Source organism: Streptomyces sp. cmx-18-6, from assembly GCF_046548915.1.
GTDB lineage: Bacteria > Actinomycetota > Actinomycetes > Streptomycetales > Streptomycetaceae > Streptomyces.
Map to the genome: position 1 here is coordinate 232152 of NZ_JAEBEP010000012.1, position 13552 is coordinate 245703.

Sequence of the window (13552 nt, forward strand, 5' to 3'; positions counted from 1 at the left end):
ACCGCGAGGTGATGCGCACTTCACCTCCATCATGCCTACGCGTGTCGAAGAACGCAGCGGGCCGAGGAGCCCGGCAGGGAGGCCGGGGCCGGGGGGGCTCAGAGCACCGGTCCGTCGTCCTCGTCCTCGGGGCCGCCGGCCTCGACCCGCAGGGCGAGGTCCTGGAGGACGTCGGCCGAGGAGACGTCCGTCTGTCCGGAGTCGTGCACCTGCGCCAGCATGGTGAAGGCGAGGGTGAAGGCGCTCACCAACTGCTCGACCGCACCGCCCACCTCACGCCCGACCACGGTCACCACCTCCTCGACGGAGAAATCGTCGGGGATGGCGATGTGGGGCATCGTCTCGTTCAGCAGGGCGGTGACGGCACCGGCTCCCGCGTCCAGATCTTCCCGTTCGAGGTCCGCCTCCAGCAGGCGCTGCATTTCGCGCGCCTCTGTGAGGATGCCGATCACGCGCTTCACGACTTCCCGTTGCTCCATGGCCGCGAGCATAGGCCGTGCGACCGGGTCGCCACGTGCGCCGGTGGCGCACTTCTGTGCGCCACCAGCGTGTTGCCCGGTGTCTCAGCGGGTGTCGCGGACAGCCACGATGCCGTTGAAGACCCCTGCGTACGCCGTTCCGTCGGGGCCGATGGTGATGGGGGCCCAGTTGTTGTCGTACGCCGGCCCGGTGCCGGTGAGTTTGCGCCAGCGACGCTCGCCCGTCGAGAAGTCGACGGCGGTCAGGTACCAGGCGTCGATGCCGAGGGCGTTGGGCTCCTTCTCGTAGAAGTAGAGCAGTCCGTTGGCGGTGGAGAGCTTGGGCACGGTGGAGGGCGAGCGGACGGCGCTCTCCCACACGGTGTCGCAGCCGCTGCCGTCGCGGCGTACGTCGATGCGGGTGACGCCCCCGACGACGCTGCGGCCCAGCAGCAGGGAGGTGGGGTTCTCGTAGCCGTAGTTGTTCTCGACGACGAGGCTGTTCCCCCAGCTGATCAGGGAGTTGTCGGTGGTCGAGCGGCCGTGGCCGAAGACCGGGACCGAGCAGACGAGACGGCGGTCGGCGGGGACGTCCGTGCCCCGGCGGTAGACGAGGACGTTCATCCGGTCGTCCGCGTTGTCGGTGATCGCCACGTACTCCTCCCCGGTGCCGAAGACGTCCGGTGTGGTCCCCGAGCCCTGGTTCACCGAACCGGGCTTCGTGCCGGCGCCCCGGTCGTAGGTCTGCCGCCACTGGATGCGCGGGGTGCCGTCCAGGTCGGCGGTGAAGCTGTACAGGGCGTGGTCGGAGACGATGGAGACCCCGTCCCGGGCCACGGAGAAGGAGTTCTGGATCTCCTCGCCGGCCAGCCGGACGGAGCGGATGACGGAGGTCCGCGGGTCGACCGTGCCGACCCGGCCGAGCCGGGTGACCCACCAGATCCGGCCCTCCCAGTCGGGCATCACGGAGGTGACGGGGTCGCAGGCGCCGCTGGGGAAGAGGTTGGTCCAGCTCACGCAGTCGTGCGGGACCTGCCCGGTGAGGTCCCAGTCGTTCTCGACGACGAACTCCCAGCGGCCGTCCGCGCCCTGCCGGTGGGCGATGCGCAGGATGTGCTGGCGGGAGTCGGCGAGGACGACGCGGTCCTGGTCGTCGAGGTAGAAGTACGCGCCGCCCGAGGTGTCCTTGAAGATCTTCGAGAAGTCGAGCGTGGTGATCGCCTCGACGGTGGAGGAGCGCTGCGGGAGCTTGTACTCGGCCAGCGTGTCGAGCGTGCGCGGGTCGAGCAGCTTGAGCAGGAAGCCGGTGAAGGTCCCGCAGACCGTGATGAGCCGGCCGGCCGCGTCGAAGGTGGCGGTCGCGCACTCGCCGCCGACCGGGGCGATCTTCTCGCTGGTCACCTCGGGGTCCCGGCCGAGCGGCCCGGAGTACGGGTGCGTTCCGCTGCCCGCCGCGTCGGCGTGCATACCGCTGCGGCCGTTGGGGGCGAGGTAGGGGTGTTGCGGGGGCGCCTGTCCCGGGACCGGGCGCGCGGTGGCGGGCGCGCCCTGGTAGTCGCCGACCAGGCGGTGGCCCGGAGCCTTCGGGATCTCGTCGGCCACCGCGGGGGCCACGGGCCCCAGGAACGTGAGGGAGGCGACGGCGAGCGTCAGCGCCAGGACGCGGGTGAGCGCTCTGCGGTACGGCGGGGACATCGGGCTCCTTGATTACGGACGGGGGTCGCGCCGCCGCCCGACGTTAGAGCGCACCCCTTGGAGTGTCCATGCAAAGGAGAAAGCTTTAGTGATCACGACATGCCGCCGCAACACCCCGCCACGTGCGGCAACACGGCGGTCCGACGCCGCGCGGGCGCCGTTCAGCGCTGGGGGAACTTCTTGCGCGAGCGGTTCTCCAGCATCGCCCGGCGGATCCCGGCGGCCGTCGCGCGGGCGCGCTCCGGGGTCGCGGTGTGGTCGGCGACCGAGGTGACGAAGCGGTGCAGGGGCTGCCGGCAGCGCGTGCACGGCGTGTCGGTGGTGACGAGATAGCCGTCCTCGCACTGCGGATCGGAGCACGAGCCGGGCATCAGGAGCTGTTCGGCGATGTCCTGGGCGCTCCAGCGGCGGCGGTCGTCCTCGTCCTTCTCATTGAGGGCGTGGGCCCAGCGCAGATGCCATCGGCGCTCGATGCGCTCGCGGAGCAGACCGGCGCTGCGCCGTGCGGCCAGTTCCTGGTGGATCAGTTCATGGACGGCGTTCGGCACCCGGTGGCCGAGGGCTTGGAGGAGCTGCGGCGGCAGGGCCTGGAGGACATAGCCCGCCGGGTTCCCCTTGGCGTTCTCCCGCCAGCGGTCGCAGCCGCAGGAGCCGTCGGTCCGCTTGGGGGTGCGGCAGCGGCCGCACAGGCCGCGGCACTCGGCGCACAGACCGCCGTCGAGCCCGTCGAGGTGAGGCGCGGGCGCCCGGCCGCACCCCTGGCAGCAGGCGGCGCACGGCCCGCAGAGCCGCTCGTTGCCCGCCTTGGTGGTCCAGGTCCGCATCTGGCACCGGCAGCAGAGACCGGTGTTGCAGAACTCGTGGTGGGCGGCGCCCGAGTGCCGGCCGGGGGGCGGAAAAGACATCTGCCCATTGTGCGGGATCGCCGCGCGCCGCGTGGACGGTCCCGGAGGTACGGGAACGGGGCCGGGGATACGGAGGACGGGTGCGGGGATACGGAGGTACGGGCCCGGGGCCGGGGTCGCGGGCGGGGTTACGGGGCCGGGGTCAGGGGTGCAGGCTGCTGACCAGGTTGGCGGTGGCGCCGATGCCGTCGTGGATCGTCGGCGCCATGCTCGTACTGGCCATGAGGAAGCCCAGCAGGGCGCAGACCAGCGCGTGCGAGAGCTTCAGCCCCCCGTTGCGCAGGAAGATCACCGCCAGGATCGTCAGAAGCAGCACCAGTGAGATCGAAATGGCCATGGCCAACCTCCTCCGCCGCGCCGGATTTGCGGCTTTCGGCCGCCAGTGTGGCGCAGCGGGGCGGCCGTTCGGCGCACTGGCGTGTCCGCCGAACGGGTACTCCCCGCTGTGACGTGTTACGAGCTCCGGGGCGCGCCGGGCCGGGCGCGGAGGAAGCGTTCGAGCCCGGCCAGGTCGTCGGTGTTCAGGTGGTCGGCCCCGGCGGCCAGCAGTTCGCCCCAGACGGCCTCGCGCTCGGGGCCCGGCCGGTCGGGGGTGGCCCAGAAACGGATGCGGCGGCCCTCGCGGTGGGCGGCGGCGACCAGGGCGCGGAGCCGGTCCCGCTCGGCGCGGGGGAAGGGGCCGGAGCCGAGCCAGCCGAAGGTCTGGGTCCAGTTCGCGCTGATCAGCGGGGCGAACGAGGCGGGGGCGGCCGTGCCGAGGTCGTCGAGGCGGCCGTCGTAGAAGGCGTGGCGGGTGCGCTGGGCCTCCATCGGCGTACGGGCCGCGCGGTCGCCCGAGATGACGGCGGTGACCGCGCCGGAACGTACGCGGCCGTGGTGGCAGCGGGTCAGGAGAGAGCGGTGGCGGCCGAGCTGCCGGTCGAGTTCACGGTAGGCGGCGACGCCGTCGTTCTTGATGTCGATGAGGAGTTGCAGCGGCGCGCGGTGGTGCGGGTGGACGTTGCCGTGTCCCGCTCGGACCAGTGCGCGCAGGGGGTCGAGGTAGAGGGCGGCGAGGGTGCGTTCCGGGTGGAGTTCGGCGGGTTCGTGGGCGACCAGGAGTTCGCCGTCGACGAGGAAGACGTCCGCCTCGACGCTGGTGAATCCGTGTGCGAGCGCGTCGTACAGGGGGCGCGGATGCAGGTAGTCGTTGTGCGCGTGGGCGTGGCGTAACGGACGCGGGCCGCGCGGGCGGGCAGGTGCGGCGGCGGCCGTCGCGGTGGGTACGGCGACGCCCGCGGCGGCGGTGGCGAGGGCGACCGTGAGCGCGCGGCGGCGGGTGAGGTGGGCCATGGGGACTCCCTGGGCGACGGACGGGGCGTGGGCGGGGACGGCGTGAAAGGTGTGAACGGTCGCGACGAGTATGGAGTCGCCCGCACCCCCTTGGGCAGGTACCTGCCAAGAGTTCGGGGTACCGTCGCCCTCCGGTCGGCCGGGGCCTATCGGTTGTTCGCCGTTCCCGACGCCCGCCGGACGCTCAGCCCACCGCCACGCGCTCGCTCCCCGCGCCCTGCGCCTCCTCCTCGCCCCAGCGCACCGTCCGGTCGCACCAGCGTTCCAAAAGGACCCGGTCGTGCCCCACGGCCAGCAGCGCCGCCCCGGACTCCGCCCGGTAGGACTCCACCACGGCGACCAGGGCGGCGGTCGTCGAGGCGTCGAGCATCGCCGTCATCTCGTCGCAGATCAGCAGGTTCGGCCGCAGCACGAGGGCGCGCGCCAGGCAGGCCCGCTGGAGCTGCCCGTCGCTCACCGCGTGCGGGCGGCGCTCCAGCAGCTCGTCGGAGAGGCCGACCAGCGGGGTCAGCTCCGCCACCCGCGCCGGGACCTCCCGGCGGCGGCCGGTGGCCCGCAGTGGCTGGGCGATCAGTTCGCGCAGGCTGAGGCGGGGGTCGGCGGAGAGCCGGGGCTGCTGGAAGACGACGCCCACGGCCGTGCGCTGCTCCTGCGGGGCCCGGTGCCGCCAGCCGCGTATCACCGTGCCGTCCAGGGTCATGGTTCCGGCGTCCGGGCGGTGCAGGAGGGCGGCGACCTTGGCCAGGGTGGACTTGCCGCAGCCGCTGGGGCCCAGCAGCCCCACCGCCTCGCCGTGCCCGACGCTCAGGGAGACGTCGCGGACGACCGGGGCGCGGCGGTCGTACCCGGCGGTGATACGGGTCAGCTCAAGCATCGGCGGCCTGCTTCGTGAGGGAGTGCGCGCGGCCGGTCAGCGCGTGGTGGCAGGCCAGCTCGTCGTCGAAGGCCGGGCGCTCGCCCGTGCACAGGGCGTCGGCGCGGGGGCAGCGGGCGGCGAAGGCGCAGCCCTCGGGCAGCGCGCCCAGTTCGGGCGGCATGCCGGGGATCGGGGCGAAGTCCCGTTCGGGCAGGGCGTCGAGCAGGCCCTTGGCGTACGGGTGGCGGGGGCCGGGCGCGCCGAAGAAGGGGGCGGCGTCGGAGAGTTCGACGATCCGGCCGGCGTACATCACGGCGACCCGGTCCGCGATCCGTTCGGCGGCCGCCAGGTCGTGGGTGATGATCAGCAGCGCCCGGCCCTCGTCGGTGTGGCGGCGCAGTTCGTCGACGGTCCGCTCGACCAGGTCCCGGTCGAGTCCGGTGGTCGGCTCGTCCGCGAGCAGCAGCGGGGCGTCCCCGATCAGGGCGAGGGCGGTGGCGGCGCGCTGGGCGAGGCCGCCGGAGAGTTCGTGCGGGTACCGGTCGAGGTGGTCGGCCGGGAACGAGGCCCGGGCCGCCGCCGCTTCCGCCGCGCCCCGGACCGCCGCCGCCCCGCGCACCCCGGTCAGCTCGCGCAGGGTCTCCTCCAGCTGGGCGCGGACGGTGCGCACGGGGGTGAGGTGGGCGGCGGGGCTCTGCGGTACGAGTCCGATGCGCCGTCCCCGTACCGTACGGGCGAGCGTCCGCTCCCCGGCCGTCAGCAGGTCGGTGTCCCCGCCGAGCAGCGCGCCGCCGGTGGTCCGGGCGTTGGCGGGGAGCAGGCCGAGCAGGGCGGAGGCGAGGACGGACTTGCCGCAGCCGCTCTCACCGACCAGGGCGAGGCACTCCCCCGGCGCGACGGAGAAGCGGACGTCGGCGACCGCCGCGATGTCCCGCCCGCCGCGCATCCGGAAGCGTACGGAGAGGTCCCGGACGTCCAGGACGGGAGCGCCGGCGGGGACGGGCACGGCGGCGGTCCCGGGGGCGCGGGCGGCGGTTTCGTGGGCGCGGGTCACAGCATCAGCTCCGATTTCCGGCGCGGGTTGATCCGGTCGCGCCACGCTCCGGCGAGACCCGCCAGGGCGAGGGTCGGAATGATCAGGAAGAGGCCGGGGAAGAGCGTCGGCCACCAGTCCCCCGCGAGCAGCGAACCGCGCGCGGACTGGACGAGGTTGCCCAGGCTGGCCTGGTGGGCGGGGAGGCCGAGCCCGAGGAAGGAGAGCGCGGACTCGTGCCACATGGCGTGCGGCACCATCAGGACCGCCGCCAGACCCGCCTGCGGCAGGACGCCGGGGAGCAGGTGCCGCACGATGACCCGGCCCCGGGAGGCTCCGCCGGAGACGGCCGCGTCGATGAAGGGGCGCGAGCGCAGCGAGAGCACTTCGGAGCGGACGATCCTGGCGGTGGAGAGCCAGTGGGTCAGGGCGACCGAGATGATCACCGGCCAGACGCCGGGCCGGAACATCGCCACGATGAAGATGCCGAGCAGCAGGTGCGGCACGGAGGAGAAGGTGTCGACGAGCCGCATGACGACCCGGTCGGTCCAGCCGCCGAAGGCCGCCGCGAGCGCGCCGATCGCGGTGCCGAGGACGGTGGCGGTGAGGGCGGCGACCAGTCCGACGAGCAGCGAGACGCGCAGCCCGTAGACGCAGCGCAGCAGCAGGTCGCGGCCGACGTCGTCGGTGCCGAAGGGGTGCGCCCAGGTGGGCGGGCGGAGCTTGGCGGCCAGGTCGACGGCCTGTTCGTCGAGCTGGGCGACCGGCGGGACGATGAGGACGGCGAGTGCCACGGCGACGACGATGGTCACGGAGGTGACGACCCGGACGCGGCGGGTGGTGCGGCCCGGCGGGGCGAGCGCGGTCTCAGCCATCGAAGGCCACCCGGGGGTCGGCGAGTCCGTAGAGCAGGTCGGAGAGCAGGTTGCCCAGCAGGACGGCGGCGGTGGCGAGCACCGTGAGCGCGGCGAGCAGGGAGAAGTCGACCGAGGTGGCGGCCTCCACGGTGGCGGCGGCGATGCCGGGCCAGCTGAAGACCGTCTCGACGAGCAGCGCGCCGGTGATGAGTTCGGGGACGCGGGAGCCGATCAGGGTGAGCATCGGCAGCATCCCGGAGCGCAGGGCGTGGCCGAGGAGCACCGTGCGCTCGCTCAGGCCGCGGGCGCGCGCCCCGCGCACCGGGTCCTCGGCGAGTGCGTCGGTGACCCCTTGGCGTACGTACAGGAAGAACCAGGGCAGTTGCGAGATCCCGAGGACGGCCGCGGGCAGCACCAGGTGGGAGGCGACCTGGCCGAAGGTGATGGTCTCGCTGGCGGCGTCGGTGAGTCCGCCGGCCGGCAGGACGTCCAGCTTCAGCGCGAAGAACCAGATCGCGAGGAGGCCGAGCCAGAAGGCGGGGGCGGCTTCCAGGGTGTACGCGGCGGAGCTGACGCCCCGGTCGAGCCAGCCGCCGGGCCTGCGGGCGGCGAGGACGCCGAGCGAGGCGCCGAGCAGGATCGCGATGACGAACGCGGAGGCGGCGAGCAGGACGGACCAGCCCATGCGTTCGGTGATCACCTCGGTGACCGGCTGGCGCATCACGCTGGAGTCGCCGAGGTCGCCGGTGAGCGCGGAGGTCAGCCAGTTCCACCAGCGGGTGACGAGCGGCTGGTCCACGCCGAGGTTGACGCGGAGCTGGTCCAGGTTCTCCTGGGAGGCGGTGAGGCCGGCGGTGCCCGCGTACGCCTTCACCTGGTCGAAGGGGGACGCGTCGGCGACGGCGAAGACGCCGAAGGTGACGGTGAGGAGGACCGGGACGGCGAACAGGGCCCGCCGTCCCGTCATCCGCGCCATCGGCCCCCAGGGGAGGCGGGGGCTCACTTCTTCGTGTCTCCCGTGCCCTCGGGCTTCCACTGCTCGACGTTCCACCAGGGGCCGGAGGCCAGCCCGTGGTCGTGCGGCTCGACCTGGGTGGTGAGGGGGCCGAAGCGGTCGTCGACGACGTAGATGTGGTCGATGTGGGTGAGGAAGGTGTAGCCCGGGTTCTTCACCAGCTCGCGCTGGACGGTGTCGTACGCCTTCTTGCGCTCGGCCTTGTCGCCGTTCTTCCGGCCCGCCTCGATCGCGGCGTCGACGGCCTTGTTGTCGTACCAGGCCATGTTGTTGAAGCCGTCGCCCGCCAGGGAGGACTTCAGCAGCGTGTACTGGTCGAAGTCGGGGTCGGCGGGCGAGCCGCCGCCGGCGAGGACCGCGTCGTGCTTCATCCGGGGCTGGATGACCTCCCAGGTCCCGGCCTCGGTGCGGATGTCGATGCCCGCCTTCTTGGCGTCGGAGGCGTAGGCGAGGGCGTGCTCCTGGCGGAGCTTGTCGCCGCTGAGGTACCAGAGCGGGAACGTGGCGCGCACCCCGTCCTTGGTGCGGACGCCGTCCTTGCCGGGCTTCCAGCCGGCCTCGTCCAGGATCTTCTTCGCGGCCGAGAGGTCGTGCTTGCGCTCGGTGCCCTGGGTGAACCACTCGCTGTCGGTGGGGACCGGCCCGTAGGCGGGCTTGCCGTCGCCGTTGAGGATGGCGTCGACCATGGTCCGGCGGTCGACGGCCACGTCCAGGGCGCGGCGCACGGCGGTGTCGCCGGCGACCTCGTTGTGCGTGGGCAGCGTCACCGTGCGGTAGTCGTAACTGTCCGCCGCGTAGGTCTTCTTGCCCTTGTCGTTCGCGAAGCCCTTGGCGAGGTTGGGCGGCAGGATCGCGCCGTCGAGGTCGCCGGAGCGCAGCCGGGTGGCGCGCACGTCGTCGTCCTTGATGATCGCCATGGTGAACTTCTTCACCTCGGGTTCGCCGCCCCAGTAGTGGGGGTTGGCGGTGAAGCTGAGCTTCTCGCCCTTGGACCACTTGGTGAGGACGTAGGGCCCGGTGCCGATGGGGCGGGTGGTGAAGGCGCCGCTGTTGACGTCCTGCTCGCCCGCGACGTGCTCGGGGGCGATGGGCAGGACGGTGCGCTGGGCGAAGGGCGCGTAGGGGTACTTGAGCGTGAAGACGACGGTGTCCTCGCCCTTGGCCGTGACGTCCTTGACGGCGTCCAGCTCGGTGCGGGAGGGGTTGTTGGTCTTCTCGTCGAGGATGGTGCGGTAGGTGAAGACGACGTCCTTGGCGCCGAACGCCTGGCCGTCGCTGAACTTCACGCCCTTGCGCAGCTTGTACGTGTACGTCAGTCCGTCCGCGCTGACCTCGGGCAGTTCGGCGGCGAGGGCGGGGCGGAGCTTCAGCTCCTCGTCCAGTGCGAGCAGCCCGTCGAAGATCTTGGAGTTGCCGTCCTTGCCGTAGCCGAGCAGGGGGCTCAGGCTGTCCGGCTCGTAGGCGATGCCCACGACGGCGGAGGTGGCCCCCTTTCCGGAGCCGCTCTTGGGGCTGTCCGGATTGGAGCAGGCTGCCGCGGTCAGGGACAGTGCGGTCACCAGCGTGGCGGCGACCGCCCCCCGTATCGATCGGGCCGTCATACTGTGCACATCCCTGTTCAAGATCGACTGTTATTGCGAACAGTATGCAATTAAACAGTACGTAAAAGACCCCGGTACACCCCGCCTCGGCAGGCGGGAGGAGTGCACCGGGGCCGGTAGGACAGGGGATGGCCTCTCATCAGGGCCCGTCGTCGCTCCGCCGTCTGCCGCGCCCGCCCACAGCGAAGCGTCGGCCAGGTCGATGGTGAGCACGTCCTCGTCCGGTGGTCGATCGTGATCGAGCCGGCCGCGCCCGCACGGGCTTCCGTCCCTCCGGTGATCGCGAAGACAGCGGACCGACGCGTCCGAAGGCGATCAGGCGCTATGGGGCCGGCAGCTCCGCCAGTTCCGCGACGGCCGCACGGTGGCCGCCCGCCGTGCCGTACGCGATGGAGTCCGCCTTGGCGCGCTTGAGGTAGAGGTGCGCCGGGTGCTCCCAGGTCATCCCGATCCCGCCGTGCAACTGCACGCACTCCTCGGCGGCGTGGACGGCGACGCCCGAGCAGTACGCCTGGGCCACGGCGACCGCGAGCGGGGCGTCGGGGCTGCCGGTGGCGAGCGCGTCGGCGGCGTTGCGAGCGGCGGCGCGGGCCGAGACGACCTCCAGCCAGAGCTGCGCCATCCGGTGCTTGAGCGACTGGAAGGAGCCCACGGGCCGGTTGAACTGGTGGCGTTCGCGGGTGTACCGGACGGTCTCGGTCAGGCACCACTCCGCGAGCCCGAGCTGTTCGGAGGCGAGCAGTCCGGCTCCGGCGAGCAGACCACGCCGTACGGCGATGGCGCTCGCGCCCGCGTCGGCGAGCAGGATCCCGCTCGCGCCGGTCAGGGTGAGCGTGGCGAGCGGGCGGGTCAGATCGAGCGGTACGAGGGGTTCCACCGCCACCCCGGGGGCAGCCGCCTCGACCGCGTACAGGCCCTCGGCGGTCGGCACGAGCAGCACGTCGGCCACGGCGGCGTCCGCGACGCCGCGCACCGCGCCGTCGAGCGAGGTGAGGGCCGACGACGCACCCGCCGGACTGCCGTCCAGCGTGACGGTGGCCGACGACGCACCCGCCGGCGGTGTGGCGAAGGGGACGGCCAGCACCGCCGTACGCGCCCCGGATGCCAGCTCGGCCAGGAGCGCGGCGGCCGGACCCCCGCCGTCGCCCACCAGCGCGAGCAGCGTCTCGGTGGCCACGACGGAGCTGGTCAGGTACGGGGCCGGGGCCACGCTGCGGCCCAGCTCCTCCAGGACCACGGCGGCCTCCCGGTGGGACGCGCCCTGGCCGCCGAGCTTCTCCGGTACGAGGAGTCCGGCGGCTCCGATGCCGGTGGCGAGCGCCTCCCACAGCCGGGGGTCGTACGGCGTGTCGGACTCGGTCGCCGCGATCACGGTCGGCGCGTCGGCCCGGTCCGCGAGGAGGGCGCGCACGGCCGCGCGGAGGTCCTCCTCGTCCTGTGTGTAGAGCAGGTCGGGGGTGGCGGGGGGCTGGGCGGGCGCGGTCATCGGCTCAGGTCCTTCCAGGCGACGTCCTTGTCGTTACGGGGTTCGGCGGGCAGCCCGAGGACGCGCTCGGCCACGATGTTGAGCAGGACCTCGCTGGTGCCGCCCTCGATGGAGTTGCCCTTGGAGCGCAGATAGCGGTAGCCGGCGTCCCGCCCGGTGAAGTCGACCAGTTCCGGGCGGCGCATGGTCCAATCGCCGTACAACAGGCCCTCGTCGCCGAGCAGTTCGACTTCCAGGCCGCTGATCTCCTGGTTGAGGCGGGCGAAGGCGAGCTTCATGCCCGAGCCCTCGGGGCCGGGCTGTCCGGCGACGAGCTGCTGGCGCAGCCGCTCCCCGGTGAGCCGGGCCACCTCGGCCTCCACCCAGAGGGTCAGCAGGCGCTGGTGGGTGTCGGGGGTGCGCAGGTCGGGGCGGTTCCGCCAGGTCTGCGAGACCGGGCCGATCATGCCGCCCTCGCGGGGGATGCGGGAGCCGCCGATGGACACGCGCTCGTTCATCAGGGTGGTCTGGGCGACCTTCCAGCCCTCGCCGACCGGGCCGAGGCGGTGGCTGTCGGGGATGCGTACGCCGGAGAGGAAGACCTCGTTGAACTCGGCCTCCCCGGTGATCTGGCGCAGCGGCCGGACGTCCACGCCCGGGTCGGTCATGTCGCAGATGAAATAGCTGATGCCCCGGTGCTTGGGGAGGTCGGGGTCGGTGCGGGCGATGAGGATCGCCCAGCGGGCCGCATGGGCGCTGGACGTCCAGACCTTCTGTCCGTCGACGATCCAGTCGCCGTCCTCGCCCCGGACGGCCCGGGTCGCGAGGGCCGCGAGGTCGGAGCCGGCCCCGGGTTCGCTGAACAGCTGGCACCAGACCTCCTCGCCCACCCACAGGGGGCGCAGGAAGCGCCGCTTCTGCGCGTCGGTCCCGAAGCCGAGGATGGTGGGCGCGGCCATGCCGAGGCCGATGCCGATGCGGCGCGGGTCGTTGTCCGGCGCGTCGGCTGCGGCGAGTTCGGCGTCGACGGCCTGCTGGAGGGAGCGGGGCGCGTCGAGCCCGCCGAGGCCCACCGGGTAGTGGACCCAGGCGAGTCCGGCGTCGAAGCGGGCCTTGAGGAAGTCGGTGCGGCCGGTGGTGGCCGGCGGGCGCGCGGCGAGCAGGTCGCGGGTGCGGCGGCGGACCTCGGCGGCGTCCGTCGCGGGGCTCATCGGGCGTCTCCGGGCGCTCCGGCGGGCAGGACGACGATGCGGCCGGTGCTCGTGCCGTCCGCGACACGCTGGACGGCCTCGGCGGCCCGGGCCATGCCGACACGCTCGCTGACCAGGGGTTTGACGATGCCCTGGGCGGCCAGCTTCGTCAGCTCGTCGTGGCAGGCGCGGACGGCGGCCGGGTCCTTGGTGTTGTAGAGGCCCCAGTGCAGCCCGACGATGGAGTAGTTCTTCACCAGGGCGTGGTTGAGAGCCGGGGCGGGGATGTTCCCGCTGGCGAAGCCGACGACGAGGACACGCCCCTCGAAGGCGACGCACTTGACGGACTTGGCGTACGCGTCGCCGCCGACCGGGTCGTAGACGACGTCCGCGCCGCGCCCGCCGGTTGCTTCCTTCACGGCGGCGACGATGTCCTCGCCGCGCCGGTCGACGACCAGGTCGCAGCCGAGCTCACGGGCTACGGCCGCCTTCTCCCGGCCGCCGACGACCCCGATCACGGTCGCACCGGCGGCCTTGCCGAGCTGGACGGCCGCGCTGCCGACGCCGCCCGCCGCCGCGTGGACGAGGAGGGTCTCGCCCGCCTGGAGGCGGGCGCGGCGGTGCAGGCCGAACCAGCCGGTCTGGTAGCCGATGTGCAGGGCGGCCGCCTCGGCGTCGTCCAGTGCGTCGGGGGCGGGCAGGAGTGCCGCCTCGTCCGCGACGACGTACTCGGCGAAACCTCCGTACGGCAGGGCGGGAGTGGCGAGGACGCGCCGTCCGTCCTCCGTCGTGCCGCACACCTCCACGCCCGGGGTGAACGGCAGCGGCGGCCGCACCTGGTACTGGCCCCGGCAGAGCAGGGCGTCGGGGAAGTTGACGTTCGCCGCGGCGACCCGGACGAGCACCTGCCCGTCCCCGGGGGCGGGCCGGTCCGTCTCCTCCAGCCGCATCACCTCGCCCGGTTCGCCGTTCCGGTGCACTCGCCATGCCTGCATGAGGGGCCTCCACAACACTGTCGGCATTACCGCTGCCGCTGTCGGCATGCGCACTGCTCGCGTTACCGCTGCGCGCCTTCCACTGCTCCGGCGCATACTAAGCGGTCGCTTGCCCATCTGGGAACAGGGGGGACGCCTCGGTCGCGGGCC

13 protein-coding genes are annotated in these 13552 nt (G+C 73.1%); all 13 read right to left on the reverse strand.

Annotated elements, in window-relative coordinates:
- Nucleotides 1–98: 98 nt before the first annotated feature.
- The 13 genes from ACLJPL_RS26440 to ACLJPL_RS26500 all read right to left on the reverse strand — a co-directional run bounded on the left by ACLJPL_RS26440 (nt 99) and on the right by ACLJPL_RS26500 (nt 13402).
- Complete coding sequence (locus ACLJPL_RS26440; RefSeq protein ID WP_018512922.1) at nt 99–491, reverse strand: hypothetical protein; 393 nt, start codon at nt 489–491, stop codon at nt 99–101.
- Nucleotides 492–563: 72 nt separating this feature from the next.
- A complete protein-coding gene (locus ACLJPL_RS26445; RefSeq protein WP_411083440.1) occupies nt 564–2153 on the reverse strand; it encodes a hypothetical protein in 1590 nt (529 codons plus the stop codon).
- Between the two features lie 161 nt (nt 2154–2314).
- Nucleotides 2315–3058, reverse strand: coding sequence for a hypothetical protein (locus tag ACLJPL_RS26450; protein WP_411083441.1), 744 nt, complete (start codon nt 3056–3058; stop codon nt 2315–2317).
- Nucleotides 3059–3200: 142 nt separating this feature from the next.
- A complete protein-coding gene (locus tag ACLJPL_RS26455; protein WP_366822662.1) occupies nt 3201–3395 on the reverse strand; it encodes a hypothetical protein in 195 nt (64 codons plus the stop codon).
- A gap of 116 nt (nt 3396–3511) precedes the next feature.
- Nucleotides 3512–4390 (reverse strand): phosphatidylinositol-specific phospholipase C/glycerophosphodiester phosphodiesterase family protein, encoded by an 879-nt coding sequence (locus ACLJPL_RS26460; protein ID WP_411083442.1) that lies wholly within the window; start codon nt 4388–4390, stop codon nt 3512–3514.
- A 184-nt stretch (nt 4391–4574) separates the two neighbouring features.
- Complete coding sequence (locus tag ACLJPL_RS26465; RefSeq protein WP_411083443.1) at nt 4575–5264, reverse strand: ABC transporter ATP-binding protein; 690 nt, start codon at nt 5262–5264, stop codon at nt 4575–4577.
- Entirely contained in the window at nt 5257–6192 is a 936-nt protein-coding gene (locus ACLJPL_RS26470; protein WP_411083472.1) for an ABC transporter ATP-binding protein, read from the reverse strand. The genes ACLJPL_RS26465 and ACLJPL_RS26470 overlap by 8 nt, the downstream gene beginning before the upstream one ends.
- Nucleotides 6193–6296: 104 nt before the next feature.
- Entirely contained in the window at nt 6297–7154 is an 858-nt protein-coding gene (locus ACLJPL_RS26475; protein WP_411083444.1) for an ABC transporter permease, read from the reverse strand.
- Nucleotides 7147–8112 (reverse strand): ABC transporter permease, encoded by a 966-nt coding sequence (locus ACLJPL_RS26480; protein WP_411083473.1) that lies wholly within the window; start codon nt 8110–8112, stop codon nt 7147–7149. Before ACLJPL_RS26480 ends, ACLJPL_RS26475 begins: the two co-directional genes overlap by 8 nt.
- A 23-nt stretch (nt 8113–8135) precedes the next feature.
- Nucleotides 8136–9752 (reverse strand): ABC transporter substrate-binding protein, encoded by a 1617-nt coding sequence (locus ACLJPL_RS26485; protein ID WP_411083445.1) that lies wholly within the window; start codon nt 9750–9752, stop codon nt 8136–8138.
- Nucleotides 9753–10074: 322 nt separating this feature from the next.
- Complete coding sequence (locus ACLJPL_RS26490; RefSeq protein ID WP_411083446.1) at nt 10075–11238, reverse strand: acyl-CoA dehydrogenase family protein; 1164 nt, start codon at nt 11236–11238, stop codon at nt 10075–10077.
- Nucleotides 11235–12428: an acyl-CoA dehydrogenase family protein gene (locus tag ACLJPL_RS26495; protein WP_411083447.1), complete on the reverse strand. Its 1194-nt coding sequence runs from the start codon at nt 12426–12428 to the stop codon at nt 11235–11237. Before ACLJPL_RS26495 ends, ACLJPL_RS26490 begins: the two co-directional genes overlap by 4 nt.
- On the reverse strand, nt 12425–13402 hold the full coding sequence (locus tag ACLJPL_RS26500; RefSeq protein ID WP_411083448.1) for an NADPH:quinone oxidoreductase family protein: 978 nt from the start codon (nt 13400–13402) through the stop codon (nt 12425–12427). The genes ACLJPL_RS26495 and ACLJPL_RS26500 overlap by 4 nt, the downstream gene beginning before the upstream one ends.
- Nucleotides 13403–13552: the final 150 nt, after the last annotated feature.

What these genes read in the sequence shown, in the direction of transcription:
- ACLJPL_RS26500 (WP_411083448.1), bottom strand. Translation starts at nt 13,402, where the DNA reads ATGCAGGCATGGCGAGTGCACCGGAACGGCGAACCGGGCGAGGTGATG.
- ACLJPL_RS26440 (WP_018512922.1), bottom strand. Translation starts at nt 491, where the DNA reads ATGCTCGCGGCCATGGAGCAACGGGAAGTCGTGAAGCGCGTGATCGGC.
- ACLJPL_RS26455 (WP_366822662.1), bottom strand. Translation starts at nt 3,395, where the DNA reads ATGGCCATTTCGATCTCACTGGTGCTGCTTCTGACGATCCTGGCGGTG.
- ACLJPL_RS26445 (WP_411083440.1), bottom strand. Translation starts at nt 2,153, where the DNA reads ATGTCCCCGCCGTACCGCAGAGCGCTCACCCGCGTCCTGGCGCTGACG.
- ACLJPL_RS26490 (WP_411083446.1), bottom strand. Translation starts at nt 11,238, where the DNA reads ATGACCGCGCCCGCCCAGCCCCCCGCCACCCCCGACCTGCTCTACACA.
- ACLJPL_RS26450 (WP_411083441.1), bottom strand. Translation starts at nt 3,058, where the DNA reads ATGTCTTTTCCGCCCCCCGGCCGGCACTCGGGCGCCGCCCACCACGAG.
- ACLJPL_RS26460 (WP_411083442.1), bottom strand. Translation starts at nt 4,390, where the DNA reads ATGGCCCACCTCACCCGCCGCCGCGCGCTCACGGTCGCCCTCGCCACC.
- ACLJPL_RS26470 (WP_411083472.1), bottom strand. Translation starts at nt 6,192, where the DNA reads ATGCGCGGCGGGCGGGACATCGCGGCGGTCGCCGACGTCCGCTTCTCC.
- ACLJPL_RS26480 (WP_411083473.1), bottom strand. Translation starts at nt 8,112, where the DNA reads ATGGCGCGGATGACGGGACGGCGGGCCCTGTTCGCCGTCCCGGTCCTC.
- ACLJPL_RS26475 (WP_411083444.1), bottom strand. Translation starts at nt 7,154, where the DNA reads ATGGCTGAGACCGCGCTCGCCCCGCCGGGCCGCACCACCCGCCGCGTC.
- ACLJPL_RS26485 (WP_411083445.1), bottom strand. Translation starts at nt 9,752, where the DNA reads ATGACGGCCCGATCGATACGGGGGGCGGTCGCCGCCACGCTGGTGACC.
- ACLJPL_RS26495 (WP_411083447.1), bottom strand. Translation starts at nt 12,428, where the DNA reads ATGAGCCCCGCGACGGACGCCGCCGAGGTCCGCCGCCGCACCCGCGAC.
- ACLJPL_RS26465 (WP_411083443.1), bottom strand. Translation starts at nt 5,264, where the DNA reads ATGCTTGAGCTGACCCGTATCACCGCCGGGTACGACCGCCGCGCCCCG.